Genomic DNA, 19,092 nt, shown 5'->3' on the forward strand with positions numbered 1-19,092 from the left:
GCTGTTTATTCCGGAGAAAGGGATATGATCACCGCAGCTGCGGGTGTTTTCATCCAAAACAGCATCGCATTTGCCATATCTGGCATGTAAAATGCATATTGAGGGCGAGTGGGCATAAGCCTGCCATAACGGGAGAAGCGGAGAGACATTTTCTCATGAAAAAGATCGAAGCGATCATTAAGCCTTTCAAGCTCGACGAAGTGAAGGAAGCCCTTCAGGAAGTTGGCCTGCAGGGGATCACCGTCACCGAAGCCAAGGGCTTTGGACGCCAGAAGGGCCACACGGAGCTGTATCGTGGGGCGGAATACGTTGTCGATTTTCTCCCGAAGGTGAAAGTCGAAGTCGTACTGGCTGACGAAAATGCGGAGGCCGTGATCGAGGCCATACGGAATGCCGCCCAGACCGGACGTATTGGCGACGGAAAGATTTTCGTCTCCAATATCGAGGAGGTCATCCGCATCCGTACCGGTGAAACCGGCATCGACGCCATCTAATCCGCCTGACCGTTCGGTTCAGGCCCTACCTCGTCATCTCAAAAGAGGGACTTTCAAAAAATGACGACTGCAAATGATATCCTCAAGCAAATCAAGGATAACGACGTCAAGTTCGTTGATCTGCGCTTCACCGACCCCAAGGGCAAGCTGCATCACCTGACGATGGACGTCGGCTGTGTTGACGAAGACATGTTCGCCGATGGCGTCATGTTCGACGGCTCGTCGATCGGCGGCTGGAAGGCCATCAACGAGTCCGACATGGTGCTGATGCCTGATACGGCGACCGTGCACATGGATCCTTTCTTTGCCCAGTCCACGATGGTTATCGTCTGCGACATTCTCGATCCGGTCTCCGGCGAAGCCTATAACCGCGACCCGCGCGGCATCGCCAAGAAGGCAGAGGCCTATCTCAAGGCGTCCGGTATCGGCGATACCGTTTTCGTTGGCCCGGAACCGGAATTCTTCGTGTTCGACGACGTCAAGTATAAGGCCGATCCCTACAATACCGGCTTCAAGCTCGATAGTTCGGAACTGCCGTCGAACGACGACACCGACTATGAGACCGGCAACCTCGGCCACCGTCCGCGTGTCAAGGGCGGCTATTTCCCGGTTCCGCCGATCGACAGCTGCCAGGACATGCGTTCCGAAATGCTGACGGTTCTGACCGAAATGGGCGTTACCGTCGAAAAGCAGCACCACGAAGTGGCCGCAGCCCAGCACGAACTGGGTGTCCGGTTCGACACCCTGGTGCGCAATGCCGACAAGGTGCAGATCTACAAATACGTCGTGCACCAGGTCGCCAACGCATATGGCAAAACGGCAACCTTCATGCCGAAGCCGATTTTCGGCGACAACGGCTCGGGTATGCACGTTCATATGTCGATCTGGAAGGACTCGAAGCCGACCTTCGCAGGCGACGAATATGCCGGCCTGTCGGAAAGCTGCCTTTTCTTCATCGGCGGCATCATCAAGCACGCCAAATCGATCAATGCCTTTTCCAACCCGACGACGAACTCCTACAAGCGTCTCGTTCCGGGTTATGAGGCACCGGTTCTGCTCGCTTATTCCGCACGCAACCGTTCTGCGTCTTGCCGCATTCCATTCGGCACAGGCCCGAAGTCGAAGCGCGTCGAAGTCCGCTTCCCTGATCCGCTGGCAAACCCATATCTCGCGTTTGCCGCGATGCTGATGGCCGGCCTCGACGGCATCAAGAACAAAATCCATCCCGGCAAAGCCATGGACAAGGATCTCTACGACCTGCCGCCGAAGGAACTGAAGAAGATCCCGACAGTCTGCGGCTCGCTGCGTGAAGCGCTGGAAAGCCTCGACAGGGATCGCAAGTACCTGACCGCCGGCGGCGTGTTTGACGACGACCAGATCGATTCCTATATCGAGCTGAAGATGGTCGAAGTCATGCGTTACGAAATGACCCCGCACCCGGTTGAATTCGACATGTACTACTCGGCGTAACCTGTAAACCCTTGAAAGGTCGATATTTTCAGCATTTTCAAGGGTTACGGTTGTAAAGTGGTTGGAAATCAGGTTAGGAATTCGGTTAGGAAAACCGAAAAATTCGAGTTCTTCATGGGACGCCAGACAACAAACACCTACATAAAGTATCGAAAGGGATCGAAGCATCCCGAATACGATCGCGATGTGCCGGCTGATATCCGGCACATCGTTGGAAAGGCGAAATGGAAGAAGTCACTGCGAGCATTCTCGCACGACGGCGCCATCACTGAAGCGCGACGGCTCGCTAACGAGCATGACCAGATTATCGCCGCCTCTCGTAACCCGCATCTTCTCGGTCGCGCCAATCCACTTGGCACCGCCGCGTTTGATCTCGCAGGCGGGCAAGCCGGTTTTTTGAAATGGTTCGATCAGCGCGCCAGCGAGGCCGTACGTCTCGGCGACGAAGCTGCCTCATGGAGGGAGCACGCCGCAGAGCACGGGCCTGATGACGACATTGCCGACCCGGATTGGGCTTCCGCAAAGGCGGCGGCCCTCGACGCGGAGCGCTTGCAGATCAATCGGCAGATCGCACGGGACGCCCCTCACCTTCGCACGCTTGGTAAGACCGCTTCAGAGCTTCGCAAAGATCGACTATTCGCTGCTGCGGATGCGATCGAGGTCAATCCTAGAGACCCGGAAACGATCACATTAAGCGGCGTAGTGGCGGCGTGGAAGGAGCAGACTTCGCCAGTCGCCCCGGAACAGTACGAGTATCCAACAAAGCTGTTCGAGGAACTGCATGGTGCCCTTCCGATGAAGGATATCGGTGTTGACCACGTGCGCGCCTTCCGTGACGCTTTGATTAAGATGCCTCCAGCGTCGGGAGGCAAGTATGATGGCATGACTATGCAACAGGTCATTCAGATCGCGGAAACCGGAAAACTCAAACCGTTAAAAGCGTCGACAGCCGGAAAGCATTTTAGGTGCCTAAAGGCCCTCTTCACATTCGCTTTCGAAGAGCAGTATATCAACGTGAACGTCGCCGCGAGCATCAAGTTTCGCGCTCCAAAGGAGAAATACTCCGAAGGTGAGAAAATCAAGCGGCGGACGTTCAGTCCCGCTGAAATGACGATGCTAGTTCAAGCCGCGAGCACTAACCGGTGGCGAGACAATGATGAAAACATGTGGTTCCTGCGCTTGATGACCTACACCGGCGCCCGCCCCGAGGAATTGGCACAGCTCTCTGCTTCTGACGTGGAAATGCGCGCCGGGCACCTGTGTTTGAATTTACATGATGCAGGCGACAACCACATCAAAAATCCGTCTTCAGTGCGCAAAGTCCCTGTGCACCCAGAATTGTTGCGGCTCGGCTTTGCGGCATTTGTGCGTGGGGCGTCCGATCGTCCTTATCTTTTCTCATCCCTTGAGGCAGACGGGCGGGGTCGTCGTTATGGTCGCATGCAGGATCGGCTGACCCGGCTTATCGACGGGAAGATATCGAAAGACCCTCGCCTTGTTCCCTATTCTATGCGGCATGGTTTCAAGGACTCTATGCGGCTCGCAAAAGCGCCGGAGGAAGTGGTTGAGCAAATTATGGGGCACAGCAGTCCCCTGCACCGCACGGGGCGCGGGTACGGAAGTGCGCAGATCGTCATTATGGCAGAATGGATGGCGAAAGCTGATCCGTTCGACAAGCGGCGCGTCGTGTCTGAATTCAAAGATGAGGACGCAGACGAATTGCTTGATGGTGTTGAAGAAGACGCGACGTATAATCTTCTAGTTCAGTAAAAGGCCACTGTCATGCCCCTCCGCGCATTAGGATATGCATCCTTTTGAGCACCATTAACATAGTCAACATGAAATTGAGCCCGATAAAATACACTAAAGATTCGACAATCGCCTGAGCTATCCCTTGAACAAACAACAGAATTGAAAGGAGCATCACCGCTACCAAGCAGGACATAACCGAGAACGATATGTTCGCAAAAGTTTGACTTATCAACCTCTCACGTACTTCATCTTTTTCCGGCCCGGTGTCAGTAATGCTGTAAATCAGAACCAATACGTTGAACAGGAGCCCCGAAAAAATAGCGAAGGCCGAAATAAGAGTCCCAACATAGTCGTCTTTGATGTGAAAACCGATGATACTAGCAAGAATCGCAACCGCGCCGGGGAGCGCAAGCATCACTACAAAATCGAGAATGCTGTACCGATTTGTAGCTTCATCTCGGAAAGTAGCAAAATGCTCCGCAACAATGACCGAAACATCAATCTTCGACGTCATAGTTTGATGCCTCCTCTCTTGGCGAGGTCAACTACGATCTTGTTGAACTCCGATTGCAGACTTGCCAGAGTTGGGTAGCCATCGCCGCCGATCACGACGTCCTTCGAAATATCATATGAGGAGGATATCGAGTCCGGCTTCGTTAAGTTCACAGTTTTGATCTCGTCCCCTATGCGAATTTTCGTTTTGACAACGTCAAAACCACGATCGTCAAATTCAAAGACATCTTCGAGATTTTTCTTTCCCTTCGCAAACGCGAGCAGCCCGTCCTTCTTAAACATACCCGAGTTCAAGAAGCCTGTTTTGGGTTGGATTGAGTAAACGAATTTGCCAGGATAGGCTTTGTGTTGTCCGCCAAATCTATCTGCGATATCAGCTGGAATCTCATGTTTTTCGACTATCACCTCTTCGACAAGCCCGTTTTTGAGGAGCTGCGATAGGGTGTCGGCAACCGTAAGCTGCCTAACGTGAAGTCGATACCCCGGATACTGCTTTTCAAAGACCCCGACCACCGCCGTTTCGAAAAGCCCCTTCACGCCGCCTAAGCCGGTCTGTTGAAGGCAGACGATGCCTCGCTTTTCATTGTCTGGCAAAGCGATGTGGAAGAAGAATGGCTCTGGGAGGGCCTCCGACTTCTTCTTTTTGTAGGCGATGCTGCCGTTGGTAGCTTCGATAATTTCGCCAGCCTGACCGTAATCACCGGCCATGAAGCGACCAACGAGCGGGCCAGTGTTGTTCTTAATCAGTTCAATTTTGAACAGTTTTTCGTGAAGTTTCAGGTTTTGATAATTCGCGTATTTCAAAAGAATTTTTTGAAGGACCGTCCGCAACGAGTCTGCACCGTTGAAGTCTTTGAATCTGAGATTGTCGGTGGATTTCGCGTTTAGCTTCCGGACCTCGATAAGATAAGCAACCGCCCTGCAACTCTTCATCCAACTCTCCTTGGGAACAACTGCAGCAAAGTAATCAATCGGAGGTAGCTGAGTCTCGTCTCGGAAAGTTCTTAACAAATTTATTATCCGAGGCAGAACGGTTTCTGTCATATCCAATCTAAACCGACATCGCGGTGAATCTGGTAATAGGTCGCGGGCTTTATGAAGTGACTGGATCGATACGCGTATCGTTTGGGTCAAGCGGACCCGCCTCGTTCCTAGACGAACCAGAATGGCCATTTTGCATAACGGCCAATTCGATTTTTTCAGATCGACAGTCTCTCTGTGAACCGCAATCCAAGGTAGCCATACACCCCCTATGGTTCCATCCCAACAAATTTTACATTTGAGTTAAAACCTTGCAAGGCGATTACGACGATTCAGAATTGCGCACGGCTTGGGGTTAAGGGGCAGACGCTAGCCCATAAACCGGAATGGCCGACTCCATCGTCTGATTATGGAGTCGGCCATATGAGGCCGCGCTGTCTGCCATCGTGGCGCGCGTCTCAATCGTTAAAAGTGCCCCACGCTGCAATCGAAAAACGTCGGGGTCTCGTACTGGTCGTGTTGTCAGGCTAAGAGATATGGAGCAACCATTAGCATAGCCGCTTCTTTGGACCTCACATCAAGAGACATGCGACCCGAGCGGTCGTGGTTAAGCCGGTCAAGGGCTTCGTTGATTGCGAGCCGCAATTGCGGCGTTAGATTTGCGGCATTGATCTTTTCGGGATCAAGCGTCTTCAAACTGGTCGGCGTCGCGGCGGCTGGCGCTGGTGTTTCAACGCGTAATCCGAGTTCATGCCAGAACGCGAGATTATCTCGTTCGGCCTCGTCAAGTTCGCTGATTTTCTTGCCGGTGGTGGCAAGGTATTCAGCACCCGACTTTGAAAGCATCGGGCCTGCGTGGGGTTCGACTTTTGCGCGAGGTGTGGAACCACGGTTACTGTATTCGAGCCGATCCATCGGATTAGTCAACTCGACTGCGCCCATGACGCCCGTCATACGCAGGAGTTCGCGCTGTGCCTCGTTCGGTTCGTTAATGTCGGTCATTGTTTGCCTCCTGTTCGGCGTCAAAAATCAGCTCGTTGATGTGCGTGACCAAGAACATGTGCTTGATCACCTCTTCGATGGACCAGTCGTATTTCGCCGCTAGCCTCTTCATGAATTGTCGGTGGATGGGCGTCACGAAGATCGCGACGGTGAGTTCGTCTTTGTCGGACGAGATCATGCTGTCACCTCCTTTTCTTCGGCGCGGTCTAGATATTCGGCAATCGCGGCGCGGACGACATCGGCTCGCGTTGTGCTTTCACGACGACAAGCTTGCGCAAGACGATAGATGATCGTATCGGCAGTCAGAATTACGCTTACCGCGCCCCAATCAGAGTGATTTTCTCTAGCCATCCTGATCGACCTCTGCTGCTGCCATTTCCGCCTGCTTGCGCTTCGCCGCCATGGCGAGCACTACGGCAGTCCGCAGCACGGCCGAGCGGCTGCATTGCAACCTCGCTGCGCGCTCATCGAGGAAGTCCATCTGATCTAGAGTCACCACGGCCGACAGCCGCACTTTGTCATTAGTCATCGGTCGGCCCCTTCTTGGCGATGGTTTTAATGAAGTAATCAAGAGCTATCCGCAGGACCGAACCGAGGGAAGCTTGATTGCCCTCTGCCATCGTGCGGGCGAACGCGAGTTGTTTGGCGTCCAGACAGACGCGCACAGGTGTTCGGGCGGTCAATTGGACCTCCTATGAAAATGTTGATGTGGGATTGGTTCGAATGCAGACGTTGATCGCGCCCCCCGCGGCGACCGCTTTCGAATATGGCAATGCTAGACACGATGGACAGAATTGTCAAGAATTGTGAGATAGTGGCTCACTTTGACCGGTCTTTTTTGGGTCTACTTGAACGGAACTATTCGATGTGTTCAACCAAATCAGGATTTGGGAGCGTTTTATGTTTGTTTTTGGTTCGATAATTCCGCTTGACCACTTCAATCGAACCGGCAATAATCAGACCATATAAATCGAACCAAGAGGGCTGCTGTGTTCATCCGTGCGTATCTCCGAGCCTCCACCGTTGAACAGGACGCCAAACGTGCCAAGGCTGATCTTGAAGCGTTCGCAGCCGAACGCGGACTCAAAATCGCGGCTTGGTATACGGAGAACGAGTCCGGCGCTTCGCTGGCACGCCCCGAACTGTTCAGGCTTCTGTCAGAATGCCATCCGGGCGATATCCTGCTAACAGAGCAGGTCGATCGCTTGTCGAGGTTGAACACCTCAGATTGGGAGCGCCTTAAGGAGGAGCTCCGCCAGCGCCGGGTGAAGGTTGTCGCTTTGGATCTCCCTACATCATGGACGATGGCGACTGGCGGCGAAGATGACTTCACGGCCCGCATGTTCGAAGCCCTGAACGGGATGATGTTGGATATGCTCGCCGCGATCGCGCGCAAGGATTACATCGATCGCCGCCGTAGACAGGCGCAAGGAATTGCCAAGGCGCGGGAGGACGGCCGCTACCGTGGCAGGCCGGAAGATGAGCAACGCAACGCCGCTCTTATGAAGATGCTGCGCAGTAGTCAAAGTTGGTCGAGCATTCTAGCGGCCACTGGAGCCTCTAGGAGCACACTGGCGAGGTTGGCGAAGCGGCTGCAAGTGCCAACTACCACCTAGCTAGCTAACCTGTATGCCGCAATTTAGCCGGGGTTTCTGCCCCGGTTTTTTAATGCCTCGATCTGGACAATTTGAACAGTATTTTAACGATCATTTTTCGTATATTCGCCGCTCTGCACTCAACCTCCCCTTATCCATTACCGTCTTCCATGTAGCTGGCGACGGTGGTGGAGGCATTACGTGTGGCCCCCGCTCATCCGACTCAAGATTCTGCCGTCGGCATCGCCGCGCCTGTAAGGTAGTTGCGAAAACTCAAGGTTGTGTGCAGAACGACCATCGGTCGGTACAAATATGGCACGCGCGTGATGACCGATATAGCGCGTGCCGATGCCGCGGTCTCATTAGAAAAGACGAGCCCTCCTCACCAAAAATTCTCGCGCGTGGAAAGTGAGATTGGAGACCAGAAGAAGGACGATCCGGCAAAAATACGAGGCGATTTAGTCGAAATATTTTGTCGAGTTGACGTTATCATAGGCGGTCATGATTTCGGCCGCGCGGATGTCGGTTATTTGCAACTTTTCGAGTTCAAGCGCGAATTGCGGCGCCTCCTCCCACTTGCGGAATTCATCGCGGCAGGCGTCGATCGTGGCGGAGACGTTGCCCTCGTCGTTGGCGTGCAGGCATGCCCGGTAGGCTTCGAGATTGTGACGGAACACGGGAGCCGGAAATTCCCGCTCGATTGACGCGTTGGCACGTTCGAGTCCGTCTGTGGCGCGCTGTGTGGCGACTTCCATCTTGCCCGCGACGTAGTGCATGCCAATAAAGCCGATCGCGCCTACCCCAACCATGAGACCAGCGCCGAGGGCGATACCGGTGAGAAGTGCTTTCAACATGTTCCATGTCCTTGTTTGATGAGGCAGACTCCAAACGTCAGCGCTTAACAACAAGCTAACATTCAGGCATTTTAGGAGGCATCGAAAAATGTGATTAGCGCAAGGTTAAGCTGGGGCGATCGGCGGCGCAGCCGATCATCACCTGCAATCCGGTAAGCCCTTAATACCTCGCGCAAGATGACGTTTGCACTGGTCTGCGATACTAACGCAATGATCGGACACGTTACCGCTCTCCCGAGCCGGGCGGAGTGAGGTCGAATGGATCAAATTATCATCACGGCGCAGTGCGTTGTAGATCGACAGGCGGCTTGGTCGGCATCTGTCAAGAACGGGCGTGCGGGAAAGAGGTTGGATGCACAGCCTCTGCACTCAACCTTTCCAATCGAGGCCATTGGCTCCAGCGCCTAGAGGTGGTCGAGTGCTTGCCGGAGGGGGGTGACGGGATTGAGTGCAGAGCAAAGGGAACTCTGTACTCAACCGATGTCGTCAGGATGTCTTGGCGATGGGCCGGTTACGTTTGCAGAAATGATGGCCTCGCCCGCACCCGATCACACTAGGCGCAGCTATGCTGCCGAATAGGTGAACGTGTCCGGGGCTGGCGGTTGGGAAGACGCCACCCTCCGACAACTTAATGATTTGAATACACTACTCTTTTTCACCTGTTGTCCGAGGAGTCCGGGGTGTCTAGGGTAAATTCAAAAGATATACGGCCCGCATCGCAGTGGACTGAATAGCACTTATGCGAACGGTTTCGGTTCCCCCCGGACGCCCCGGACATCTGATCGTAAGTCACTGTCATCATTTGGAATTTTTGCCAAGCAGTCTGAAAGAGATGACGGACACCCCGGACGATTTATACCGGGGCAGAAGAAACCCCGCTGGCGCGGTCGGCGTAGGCATGGTCGCGCCGCTCACGCGCCTCGTCGCGCAACACGTGGTAGCTGCCGAGCACATCAGTGAACCCTGCCAGATATGCTTCGCTTTCCATTTGCACGACGGCCGTGAGCAACGTGTCGATCTCTTGCCCTCCGTCAAGTGTCGGGCGTCTTACCTCGATTGGAATGTGATCCTGAAGCCGGTCGACAACCGCCTCTACTACCGTACTGTCACCGGAAACCGCCTCGCGATCGTCTGCGAATGCAATCCCGGTTTCCTTTTGGAATGCAAACCGCAGCTCAGAACAGGGCGGCAAGGTGTAAACGTATGCCCGCTTGCTATCGACAGTGCTACGCCAATTCCTAAGGCCCGGGATTCGCACAACGAGCCAGCTGCCAATCTCCGAGTCCATCGGCACCCGGCCACTACGATCCGCGAGGGCTTCCCGGAAGATGCTGTACAGCGTCTCTTTGGTCACCGTTACCGGCTGCTCCTGTAGACGAGACGCTTCGGGTTGATCGCGATAAGCTTGACCCCACCGCAAAAGCTTGTCGTTAACATCGGATAGCGAACCGGTTTCCAAAAACTCCATGTAGCATCGGTCACCGGGGAGCATCGCGGCCTTCATCTGGCGCGCAAAGCCAACCGTCCGTGGCGGCTTCCGCAAATTGACGTGGGAGTAGTCGTACTTGAGGAGATCGTAGAGCATAGCCCCCGATCCGCCATTTTTAAGCTGCCCCTTAAGCAGTTTAAAATACTGTGTATTATACTGCATCGCCGTCCCGACGTTCAGGATGAAATATCTCATATCGCCTTCCTCCAGAGGGACGGCGTTAATTTTGTTAGAAATCAAAAGGAGCCGGATGTAATTCTTCGACATGTATCCGTTGACGCCCTTAGGCTCGATGGGGAGATAGTCATTCGCAATAAGATATTTCAGGACTCCGGCAATATCTCTACCGGCTTCGATCTCTTCGCCCACTGCAAGCAGAGCCATGCCGAGCATGGTGTTATGCTTCTGCACGAGACGGCCCGATTCCGGAACTTCGATTCCGTGTTCGAGACCCATAATGTCGAGAAGCGCTCCCGCGAAGGTCGATTTACCGTTTCGCATCGGCCCCTGCAGCAAGACAGCGGTGCCCGGCTTTTCCTCGGGATTCTGGAAAATGTCGGCTGTCCAACCGAGAAGCCATTCAAAATGCTCCTTGTTGCCGTCGCAGATGATATGGAAGGTGTGCCAAATGAAGCGGCTCCAATCACCTTCTGCCGGAATTTTGTTGAAGCCGCGAAACAGATTGTAAGTGCGCTCCGGCATGGCTTCATCGGGCGTACCCGGTCTGAACTCGACTTGCTCATAACGGCGGGCTTTTTCGGATGCTTCCCAAGCGGCGAAGAGGCGCTTGATTGTCGCGTTGCCATTCTTATCCGCTGCTCCAGCATAAGAATAGTCAGCAAACCAGTTCCGGGCATCTTGGAACGTGAGGAATTCGTCCGGCCCATCACCTTGGATCAAGACGCGGGGCTTGCCGCTGAACTTCACCTTTGCGACGAACTTATTAAGTGCATCAATGCCGTCGTCTATGTCATCGAAAAAGCGTTGCGGTCCCGCCGTCTCGGACGAAGCAGCTTTAGGTTTCGCGTGCCCATCGGCATCATCAAGCACATAGTACGCATCCTCCCAAAGCGCGTTAACCTGAAACCATTCCGCTTCTACTGCTCGCTTGAGCATTACGAGGCGGTCGCGTCCCGCGCATGATTCGTGGCTGCAGCGGAACGCAAACGTCTCGGCGTCGCACCCAGCACTGTGGAGGAAGCAGCCGGGGTCTTCAGGATCGCCGGGGTTGCCGTGATCTTCATCGAACGGGCATTCGACCGTGAACTTGCCCGGCGCGGTTTCCTTGCGAAGTCGATCCTCACAAAAATCCTTGAACAGACTAGAGATATCGAACCCGTCGGCGCGCTTCTTCGCCCAATAGAGAAGGTCAACACCTTTTACGTTCAGGTGCTGTTTTCCACCGCCTCCCATTGCGCTTCCAGCTTGGTCGAACACGTCGTCCACGGTGTTATACTTATGGATCGACACCTTCTCAATTTTCGTCCAGTCGAGCCTATCACCTGCGTTGACAATGATCTTGGCATTGGTCGCCTTCGCATCGCGGCTGGGGAGGTAGAACAGGCGCGAACAATCTCGGGCCGCGCGATCGACCTTGATGCCGAGCATCTGCCCCATGCCGAGGATCATGTCGCCCCACGCCCTGATGGCATCCTTCTGCGCCATCGGCTGTTCAGCGATGACGTAAGGCTTCTGCAAAAGAAGGATGAGCCGGAACTTGTCGATTGGCCGGGTTCGAATGATGTGCTGGATGCCGGTGGCTTCGTGAACTGTCTCCACGTACTCAGCTGATGCTATCACCTCGCGAACGTACTTCGCCTGCTCGGCCAAGAAAAGCTGAATACGCCGGTTGGCATCCGGCCCGATCTCCAGTTCGGTGTCATGCCCGTTTTCACTGGCCCACTTATAGAACATGTCCTTCTTGATTTCGAGGCGGGTCGTTTCGTGCGAGTGCGTCGTATAGGCAACGAAGAACAGTCCCATGGACTGGAGCCTCTTGATCGTGTCAGTCATGGATGCACCGGAGTCCACGTCAAGCCCCATCATGAAGAGCTTTGTCACGGCATTATTGAGCCTGCGTCCATCCATAAGGATGCCAGGCACGAAGCACAAACCGTCCTTCTTGCCGACCCGGACCTTGGAGAGGTTCGAATGCAGAAGATCTTTAAACTTGAATTCCGGCGAGACTTTGAAGGTCTTGTCGTCGCGCTTAGCCGCCGTCGATATTGCGATTTTTGTGTCGAGGATTTCGTTTGAAAGCTCCCCGTAGACCTCCGCTTGATTCAGGGGCATAGACATAGGTGCATCGGTTGAGCGTGGCGGCTCGAACTTGGTATTCTCAGGCATGTTAAATCTCCAAATTACAGACGTGCAGGTCCGTTCGCGCAGATCGCGATTGATCTGCGCGGTTTCAACATTTACTGGCGTCTTTCGGAGTTTGCGGTTCCGGGAGAAGTACCAGCGTAAACGACGTGAAGTGCGGTCAAAGTATCACCTCGCATTGTGAGAGGTAGATATACTTATCTGCGGCGAGAGGGACGCCAGATATATTTACCGACGTCCCTGCACTTCTGGGAACCGCATTCGTTATATAGATGCTGGTTCAATTTCTTAAAAGAGACGAGTTGGAAACATTTCCCCTCAAAACCCATTTAAGACATTGAAATTACACACAAAAATCGACTTAGAAACATTCTTGAGAAATATGGACTAGGTCGCTGAATTTATTGAAGTAACTTCGCCAACCGTCCCGAAGCTTTCAACTCCCCTTAGGGTTGGTTGCGTGCAACGACACAGCAGTTGCTCTTCTCACTCGAAACGGCAATGTTGAGGGCAATCACGGACTGCAATCGCGTGATTCTACCCGAGGTGGAAGCACTGCTTGCTGGGGTGGCAGTTTGCGTATCGATCGGCCATGCCGAGGGGAACCTTTCACCAAATGACCGACCGGCTTATACAAATCGTTGAACGATATTTCTTCCGCCTAAGAGATGAGCGTGGGCTCGGCACCGGTACGAAAGAGCGGTCATATTATCCCGCCCTCGCCGATTTGTTAAATTCCCTTGGGCAGGAATTGAAGCCCAAGGTGATTTGCCTTTCCGACCTCGCCAACACCGGCGCAGGGCATCCGGATTTCGGGTTATACGCCGCCAATCAGATTCAGAAGGGCGAGCCTCGCAAAGGGCAACCGCCCGAACGTGGCGTGGTCGAATTGAAAGGCGTAGCCGATGAAACATGGCTGACTGCCGAAACTAAACAGGTGAGCAAATACTTCGGTGCTTACCGGCTTGTGATTGTTTCAAACCTTCGGGATTTTCTGATAATTGGCGAAGGGCCGAATGGCGAGGCAACGAAGCTAGAAGGCTTTCGGTTGGCGCCTACCGCAAAGGCCTTCTGGGACATGGTGGCGACGCCAAAGAAATCTGCCGAGCTTATTGGTCGAGCTTTTGGAGAATATCTCAAACGAGCGCTCACACAATCGGTTGCTTTGCGGGAGCCAAGAGATGTGGCGTGGTTCCTCGCCTCCTATGCACGGGACGCGTTACAGCGTGTAGAAGAGGCTGGCGAATTACCTGCACTGGCGAATGTCCGATCCTCTTTAGAACAGGCCCTAGGCGTTACCTTCGATGCCGAAAAGGGTGGCCACTTTTTTCGATCCACGCTGGTCCAAACGCTGTTTTATGGCGTGTTCTCGGCATGGGTAATTTGGGCGCGGGAGACACCGCGCTCTTCGCTGAAATTCGATTGGAAGCTAGCGACGTGGCACCTTACGGTTCCTTTCATTCGAACACTGTTCCAGCAAATCGCGAGCCCCGCCCATCTGCAGCCACTTCGGCTTGTAGAAGTTCTGGACTGGACTGCAGCGACCCTCAATCGGGTAGACACCACTGAATTTTTCAAGCGCTTCAACGACGCAGATGCCGTTCAGTTCTTTTATGAACCGTTTCTTGAAGCCTTCGATCCAGAACTTCGGCGTGACCTTGGTGTCTGGTATACGCCGACTGAAGTCGTGGACTACATGGTCGCGCGTGTTGACAAGGCGCTGCGCGACGATCTCGGCATCGAAGACGGTCTTGCATCCGATCGGGTATTCATCCTCGATCCCTGCTGTGGCACCGGGGCTTTTCTCGCGTCTGTTTTGAAGCGAATAGAGGCTAGTTACGAAGCCAAAGGGCTTGGTGCATTGAAGGGCCAGATGGTTAAGCAGGCGGCACTCTCGCGAGTGTTCGGTTTTGAAATTATGCCCGCACCGTTCGTGGTAGCACATCTCCAAGTCGGCCTGACTTTAAGAGATATGGGGGCAACTCTGGACAGCAGCACCGAACGCGCTGGCATCTACCTGACTAATGCCCTGACTGGATGGGAGCCGCACGTCACTAAACCGCTTCCATTCCCCGAGTTGGAGGAAGAACGCTCACGGGCCGATCGCGTGAAGCAGGAAGCCCCCATTCTAGTCGTTATAGGAAACCCACCCTACAACGGGTTTGCGGGTGTTAACGAAGGTAAGGAGGAACGCGCTCTAACAGATGCTTACAAGCAGCCCAAGGCCGTTCGCAGACCAGAAGGACAAGGACTGAATGATTTGTATATCCGGTTCTTCAGAATGGCTGAACGTCGGATAGTCCAAAAAGTTACTGTCGAGAAGACGGATCTCCTATCCGATGCAATGACGTTCCACTACGAGGATGGCGGCAGTGGAATTGTCTGCTTTATCTCGAATTACTCGTGGCTGGACGGTCTGTCATTCACAGCTATGCGGGAACGTTACCTCGAAGCCTACGACGCGATACGAATCGACTGCCTTAATGGTGACCGCTACAAAACCGGCAAAACGACGCCCGATGGCAGACCTGATCCGTCCATTTTCTCAACCGAGCACAATCGAGAGGGTATCCAGGTAGGTACTGCGATTGCGACCTTGATCCGCAAAGAGGCGCATGTGCCGTCTAAATCCGTGGAATTCAGGCATTTGTGGGGAACGCACAAACGTCAAGAATTACTTGATAGTGCGGATACCGATCCGCTCGCGCTGTACCAAACGGTAACGCCTCCACTCCAATTGGGGCTTCCCTTTGTTAGCACCGTTGTCGGTGCGGGCTATCTAGACTGGATATCGTTACCTGATCTGTTCCCAGTCTCCTTCCCCGGAGTTAAAACTAGTCGCGATGAGTTTCTTGTCGACGTCGACCGGGATTCCTTGGAACAAAGGGTGGCGGACTACTTCGATCGCAAGATATCCAATGACGAGACACGAAGTCGATACGCGTCGATAATGACCGCTTCAGATCGGTTCGACCCCATTGCAACCAGAGACACACTCGTAAAGCGCGGCGCAAGAATCGAAAACTTAATCCGTTACGCATATCGCCCGTTCGATGTGCGCTGGCTGTATTGGGAGCCAGAAACAAAACTTCTGGATGAAAAGCGAGCTGACTACTGGCCCCACGCATTCCCCGGAAACATTGCGTTGTCTACGCAACAAAAGCCCCGTGGCGAATGGCAATCGTCCCAGGTGGTCGGTGCCATCGCCTGTCTCGATTTGATCGATAGAGGGGCAACAAATTTCCCTGTTAGTACAAGGGACCCCCTGACCGGCGATCTAACGTACAACACGTCAGCCACTGCTATTTCCCATCTGCGCAGTCTCGGATGTGCTGACGACACTGCATTTTTCAACGCGGTGGCAATCTTACACGCACCGACGTATCGGTTGGACAACGAAGGCGCGCTGCGCATGGATTGGCCACGGATTCCGTTGGCCGGTGATGCCGAATTATTGGCAGCTTCGGCGGCTCTAGGCTCGACATTGGCTTCATTGCTGAACCCAGAGGCTCATGTGGCCGGGGTCTCGACGGGCGCGCTTCGACCTGGACTACGTATCATGGGCCTACCTACCAAGCGGGGCGGCGGTGGGCTGCAAACGTCTGACCTCGCTGTGACCGCTGGCTGGGGGTATTTCCAGATCGATCGCAAGACAGGCAACCGGAAGACGATGGCGGGTCAGGGCCTTATTGTGCCCCGCGACTACAGCTCGGCTGAGCGCGTCGCGCTGGAGCTGGAAGCATCAGTACTCGGGATAACTCCGGATCAACTTCTGGCGTTGGTGGGCGAGCGCGCTGTCGACGTTCACTTAAACGGTGATTCTTGGTGGTCGTGCATACCGGAAAAAATTTGGAACTACTCCTTGGGCGGCTACCAAGTCATCAAGAAATGGTTGAGCTACCGCGAGCAAGGCGTTGTCGGTCGGCCGCTGAAAGCGGACGAAGTCCTCTATGTCTCGCAGATGGTGCGCCGCATTGCAGCTGTCTTGGCAATGGGGCCAGTTCTCGACACCAACTATCACGCGTGTGCAGCAGTTGCGTTGACGTACGAACAACTTAGTCTGTCCAGAGACGCCGCTCGCGAGCGGAAGGAAGCAAAAACGTTAAAGCGCGGGCTCGGTGATACTCGTCACGAGGCCGTCAAGAAGAATGCTCGGAGGACGAAGATTTTATCTCGCACGGGGACGACGTGAGGTGCGGATAATGGTTAGGAAAGAGGCTAGGAAAGTGGTTAGGATCACTTCCTAACATATTGATTTATATTCAACTTTTCCATACCACGCAATTCGACATGTACTACTCGGCCTAACAGCCAGTTTCGGACCCGTCATCGGCGGGTCCGTCTCAAACAAAAGGCCGGCTTTCGCTAGAAAGCCGGCCTTTTGTTTGATGAGCCACTGTCGGCTCTATTTCTTCTTCAGCCGTTCCTTCAGAAGATTGAGATATTCCTCGTTACCATCCGGTTGCGCGCTTACAGCTATCGGGGCCTTGCATGTGGGTTTGTAGTCGATCGCCATACCGGCCTTGACGCAAACACCGACCTGCCAGCCGGGCGGCAGCGCCGAGAGATCGACATCTTTCCATTTCGGATGACCACTCGCCTGCAGCTTGTCGAGATTGTTGAGGATGAGGCTGGAAAACTCCGAGACCGCCTTGCAGCTTTCCCGCTGGTAAGCGTTGCGCTTGACGTCATAGTCATAGGTCATCATCACAGCCTTGACCGCGATCAGATCGACAGGCTCCTTCTGGAAGGCATAGGTTCCGCTATCGATACGCGACGGTGTATAGGTTGCAAGCAGCGGTGCTTCGGTGATGGGTACGAGATGGAATTTCGTGCCGTCTATCGGATTGTTCTTGAACAGCGCTGCTGGCGCACCGGCAACGTAGAAAAAGGCGTCGATCTCGCCAGAGAGCAGCTTTGGCAAGGCTGCATCCGGATTGAGCGGGACCCGCTCCCCAGTCTTCACCTGCAGGATGTCGAGGATCAGCGAAGAGGTCAGAAACGTGCCGCTGTCCTTTACCCCGACGGCAACCTTCTTGCCGGCGAGATCTCCCATGTCCTTGATATCGGCACGGGCGAGAACATGGATTTCCTCGTTATAGAGCGGAAACATAATGCGCACGCCGCGCACGGCCTGCTGCACTTCCGGATCATCGGCTTCGAATGTTTTCAGATATTCGAGCACATCGCTCTGAACGATACCGAACTGGGTGTTCTTGCTGTTGCGGACACCGACAAAATTCTCAAGCGATCCCGCGGATTCCTTGACGTTGAGTGTCAGGCCACAGGTCTTACCGAGCGTTGCGACATCCCGCCCGATCTGAATATAGGTGCCCTGTGGCCCACCGGTCATGATGTTTTTTTCGAACTCGGCAGCCGATACCGGATTGAGCGCAAGCGCCGCGAGGATCGCAGCGGCCACAAAAGCCTGTCGCAACATCATGTTTCTCCACGTAAGGCGCCGCCGGGCTGGCAGATGCCGGTTGTCAGCAATCACTCTTGAAATCGCGCATCAGATTGCGCATCAGGATCAGCGGTACTTTGTCAAAGACGCTTTCCAGTGCATCGGTGACGCAGGCACCTGACGCCAGCTGGTCTTTCAGCCGCTGCTTCTTCTCGTCGTCCAGAAAGCCCACACCACGGGTCGTGCCAATGATGTTGTCCACCATCTGCCGGTCGCGCGGCAGCAATCCAATGCCTGGGGCAGGCTGGCTGGTCTCTGATATGGTCTTGTCGATCACCGGCATATCGGATGGCGTTTGCGCGGTCATTCTGTCTGCGGCTGCGGCCTGATCTTCAAGCCTCTTCTGCAGCGCCGTAACTTTCTGGCGTTCTTCGCCAAGGCTTTGTTCCAGCGTCCGGATCTCTGCGTCACGGGCCAGATCGAGCGCCGATTTGGAGGTCGCTTTTTTCTCTGCTTCCGCTATCTTCTGCTCCAGCGCCTTCTGCGCGGCCACCGTATCGGCCATTGCCCTCTCGAGCGCCGCCTTCAAGCCGGTTATCTGCTTGTTCAGGGCAAGCTTATCAGCACCCAGATTTTGCGCCTCTGTTCGGGCATCGGCAGAAGCGGTTTGGGCTGTGCTCAGCTGCTCATTCAGTCCGGCAATCGTTGCCGTAAAATCATCAGCGTCTGACTTCGACGCAGTCTTTTCGGTCACAAGCAGTTTTTCGAGCGCGGCAATATCCGCGTCGCGCTTGTCCAAGAGCCGATTGAGCTTGGGAACCTCATTGAGTTTCAGGTCGGCGTAGTCTTTTTCAAGTTCCTCGGCCCAGTTCCCGGAATTCTTCTTGAGATTGACGAGATCGTTGCTCGCCTTGTCCTTTTCCGCCGTGACTTTGGCAAGTTCGGCCGTAAGCGAGGTTGCCTTGGACCTCAGCGCGGCGATATCGGCCTGCATGTTCTGCCGGGCAAACCAGAAATAGCCCCCGGCGGCAATCAGCGCCACGCAGAGCACGGCCGGCAGCAGAAGGCCGGACGAGCCACGGCCACGTGTTACCTGTTGGTCCCTACCCCACTGATTGCTCATGCAATATCTGCCATCGAAGACTCCTCATAAGTGAGGTACGATGATTTTCATGGTGAGGCAAGCAACAGCGTATGGCGATGCTGCCTCGTCGTT

The 19,092-nt window shown here is 54.3% G+C and carries 16 protein-coding genes; 5 read left to right on the forward strand and 11 right to left on the reverse strand.

The window, feature by feature from the left end:
* The first annotated feature begins 155 nt into the window (after nucleotides 1-155).
* The 3 genes from R6X40_RS05945 to R6X40_RS05955 all read left to right on the forward strand — a co-directional run bounded on the left by R6X40_RS05945 (nucleotide 156) and on the right by R6X40_RS05955 (nucleotide 3,734).
* Nucleotides 156-494, forward strand: coding sequence for a P-II family nitrogen regulator (locus R6X40_RS05945; RefSeq protein WP_018324798.1), 339 nt, complete (start codon nucleotides 156-158; stop codon nucleotides 492-494).
* 60 nt (nucleotides 495-554) lie between these two features.
* A complete protein-coding gene (gene glnA / locus R6X40_RS05950) occupies nucleotides 555-1,964 on the forward strand; it encodes a type I glutamate--ammonia ligase (RefSeq protein WP_318411836.1) in 1,410 nt (469 codons plus the stop codon).
* 114 nt (nucleotides 1,965-2,078) lie between these two features.
* Complete coding sequence (locus tag R6X40_RS05955; RefSeq protein WP_318411838.1) at nucleotides 2,079-3,734, forward strand: tyrosine-type recombinase/integrase; 1,656 nt, start codon at nucleotides 2,079-2,081, stop codon at nucleotides 3,732-3,734.
* Between the two features lie 10 nt (nucleotides 3,735-3,744).
* Here R6X40_RS05955 and R6X40_RS05960 read toward each other — a convergent pair whose 3' ends face one another.
* The 7 genes from R6X40_RS05960 to R6X40_RS05990 form a co-directional block, all read right to left on the reverse strand.
* Nucleotides 3,745-4,230 carry a hypothetical protein gene (locus R6X40_RS05960; RefSeq protein ID WP_318411840.1) on the reverse strand — a complete coding sequence of 162 codons (486 nt, stop codon included), beginning with the start codon at nucleotides 4,228-4,230 and terminating at the stop codon, nucleotides 3,745-3,747.
* Nucleotides 4,227-5,273 carry a hypothetical protein gene (locus tag R6X40_RS05965; RefSeq protein ID WP_318411841.1) on the reverse strand — a complete coding sequence of 349 codons (1,047 nt, stop codon included), beginning with the start codon at nucleotides 5,271-5,273 and terminating at the stop codon, nucleotides 4,227-4,229. Before R6X40_RS05965 ends, R6X40_RS05960 begins: the two co-directional genes overlap by 4 nt.
* A 459-nt stretch (nucleotides 5,274-5,732) precedes the next feature.
* Nucleotides 5,733-6,212 (reverse strand): hypothetical protein, encoded by a 480-nt coding sequence (locus R6X40_RS05970; RefSeq protein ID WP_318411843.1) that lies wholly within the window; start codon nucleotides 6,210-6,212, stop codon nucleotides 5,733-5,735.
* On the reverse strand, nucleotides 6,199-6,390 hold the full coding sequence (locus tag R6X40_RS05975; protein WP_318411844.1) for a hypothetical protein: 192 nt from the start codon (nucleotides 6,388-6,390) through the stop codon (nucleotides 6,199-6,201). Before R6X40_RS05975 ends, R6X40_RS05970 begins: the two co-directional genes overlap by 14 nt.
* Complete coding sequence (locus R6X40_RS05980) at nucleotides 6,387-6,563, reverse strand: hypothetical protein (protein ID WP_318411846.1); 177 nt, start codon at nucleotides 6,561-6,563, stop codon at nucleotides 6,387-6,389. Before R6X40_RS05980 ends, R6X40_RS05975 begins: the two co-directional genes overlap by 4 nt.
* A complete protein-coding gene (locus tag R6X40_RS05985; RefSeq protein WP_318411848.1) occupies nucleotides 6,556-6,741 on the reverse strand; it encodes a hypothetical protein in 186 nt (61 codons plus the stop codon). The genes R6X40_RS05980 and R6X40_RS05985 overlap by 8 nt, the downstream gene beginning before the upstream one ends.
* Entirely contained in the window at nucleotides 6,734-6,895 is a 162-nt protein-coding gene (locus R6X40_RS05990) for a hypothetical protein (protein ID WP_318411849.1), read from the reverse strand. The genes R6X40_RS05985 and R6X40_RS05990 overlap by 8 nt, the downstream gene beginning before the upstream one ends.
* A gap of 306 nt (nucleotides 6,896-7,201) precedes the next feature.
* Here R6X40_RS05990 and R6X40_RS05995 point away from each other — a divergent pair, with 306 nt between their 5' ends.
* Nucleotides 7,202-7,828, forward strand: a complete 627-nt coding sequence (locus R6X40_RS05995) for a recombinase family protein (RefSeq protein ID WP_318411850.1) — start codon at nucleotides 7,202-7,204, stop codon at nucleotides 7,826-7,828.
* 437 nt (nucleotides 7,829-8,265) lie between these two features.
* Here the strand turns inward: R6X40_RS05995 and R6X40_RS06000 are convergent, their stop codons facing one another.
* Both R6X40_RS06000 and R6X40_RS06005 read right to left on the reverse strand, forming a co-directional pair.
* Complete coding sequence (locus tag R6X40_RS06000) at nucleotides 8,266-8,661, reverse strand: hypothetical protein (RefSeq protein ID WP_318411851.1); 396 nt, start codon at nucleotides 8,659-8,661, stop codon at nucleotides 8,266-8,268.
* 853 nt (nucleotides 8,662-9,514) lie between these two features.
* On the reverse strand, nucleotides 9,515-12,496 hold the full coding sequence (locus tag R6X40_RS06005; protein ID WP_318411853.1) for a primase-helicase family protein: 2,982 nt from the start codon (nucleotides 12,494-12,496) through the stop codon (nucleotides 9,515-9,517).
* Nucleotides 12,497-13,088: 592 nt separating this feature from the next.
* Between R6X40_RS06005 and R6X40_RS06010 the strand changes: the two genes are divergently transcribed.
* Nucleotides 13,089-16,664 carry a type ISP restriction/modification enzyme gene (locus R6X40_RS06010; RefSeq protein ID WP_318411855.1) on the forward strand — a complete coding sequence of 1,192 codons (3,576 nt, stop codon included), beginning with the start codon at nucleotides 13,089-13,091 and terminating at the stop codon, nucleotides 16,662-16,664.
* 213 nt (nucleotides 16,665-16,877) lie between these two features.
* On the opposite strand, the gene R6X40_RS06015 is transcribed toward R6X40_RS06010, so the two are convergent.
* Nucleotides 16,878-17,915: a TAXI family TRAP transporter solute-binding subunit gene (locus tag R6X40_RS06015; RefSeq protein WP_318411856.1), complete on the reverse strand. Its 1,038-nt coding sequence runs from the start codon at nucleotides 17,913-17,915 to the stop codon at nucleotides 16,878-16,880.
* A gap of 43 nt (nucleotides 17,916-17,958) precedes the next feature.
* A complete protein-coding gene (locus tag R6X40_RS06020; protein WP_318411857.1) occupies nucleotides 17,959-18,999 on the reverse strand; it encodes a hypothetical protein in 1,041 nt (346 codons plus the stop codon).
* Nucleotides 19,000-19,092 lie beyond the last annotated feature (93 nt).

The sequence above is a fragment of the Rhizobium sp. PL01 genome (assembly GCF_033447125.1).
GTDB lineage: Bacteria > Pseudomonadota > Alphaproteobacteria > Rhizobiales > Rhizobiaceae > Pararhizobium.

Coding starts and splice junctions, on each gene's coding strand:
- R6X40_RS05970 (WP_318411843.1), bottom strand. CDS start 6,212: ATGACCGACATTAACGAACCGAACGAGGCACAGCGCGAACTCCTGCGT.
- R6X40_RS05980 (WP_318411846.1), bottom strand. CDS start 6,563: ATGGCTAGAGAAAATCACTCTGATTGGGGCGCGGTAAGCGTAATTCTG.
- R6X40_RS06005 (WP_318411853.1), bottom strand. CDS start 12,496: ATGCCTGAGAATACCAAGTTCGAGCCGCCACGCTCAACCGATGCACCT.
- R6X40_RS05945 (WP_018324798.1), top strand. CDS start 156: ATGAAAAAGATCGAAGCGATCATTAAGCCTTTCAAGCTCGACGAAGTG.
- R6X40_RS05975 (WP_318411844.1), bottom strand. CDS start 6,390: ATGATCTCGTCCGACAAAGACGAACTCACCGTCGCGATCTTCGTGACG.
- R6X40_RS06020 (WP_318411857.1), bottom strand. CDS start 18,999: ATGAGCAATCAGTGGGGTAGGGACCAACAGGTAACACGTGGCCGTGGC.
- R6X40_RS06010 (WP_318411855.1), top strand. CDS start 13,089: ATGACCGACCGGCTTATACAAATCGTTGAACGATATTTCTTCCGCCTA.
- R6X40_RS05985 (WP_318411848.1), bottom strand. CDS start 6,741: ATGACTAATGACAAAGTGCGGCTGTCGGCCGTGGTGACTCTAGATCAG.
- glnA (WP_318411836.1), top strand. CDS start 555: ATGACGACTGCAAATGATATCCTCAAGCAAATCAAGGATAACGACGTC.
- R6X40_RS05965 (WP_318411841.1), bottom strand. CDS start 5,273: ATGACAGAAACCGTTCTGCCTCGGATAATAAATTTGTTAAGAACTTTC.
- R6X40_RS05960 (WP_318411840.1), bottom strand. CDS start 4,230: ATGACGTCGAAGATTGATGTTTCGGTCATTGTTGCGGAGCATTTTGCT.
- R6X40_RS06015 (WP_318411856.1), bottom strand. CDS start 17,915: ATGATGTTGCGACAGGCTTTTGTGGCCGCTGCGATCCTCGCGGCGCTT.
- R6X40_RS06000 (WP_318411851.1), bottom strand. CDS start 8,661: ATGTTGAAAGCACTTCTCACCGGTATCGCCCTCGGCGCTGGTCTCATG.
- R6X40_RS05955 (WP_318411838.1), top strand. CDS start 2,079: ATGGGACGCCAGACAACAAACACCTACATAAAGTATCGAAAGGGATCG.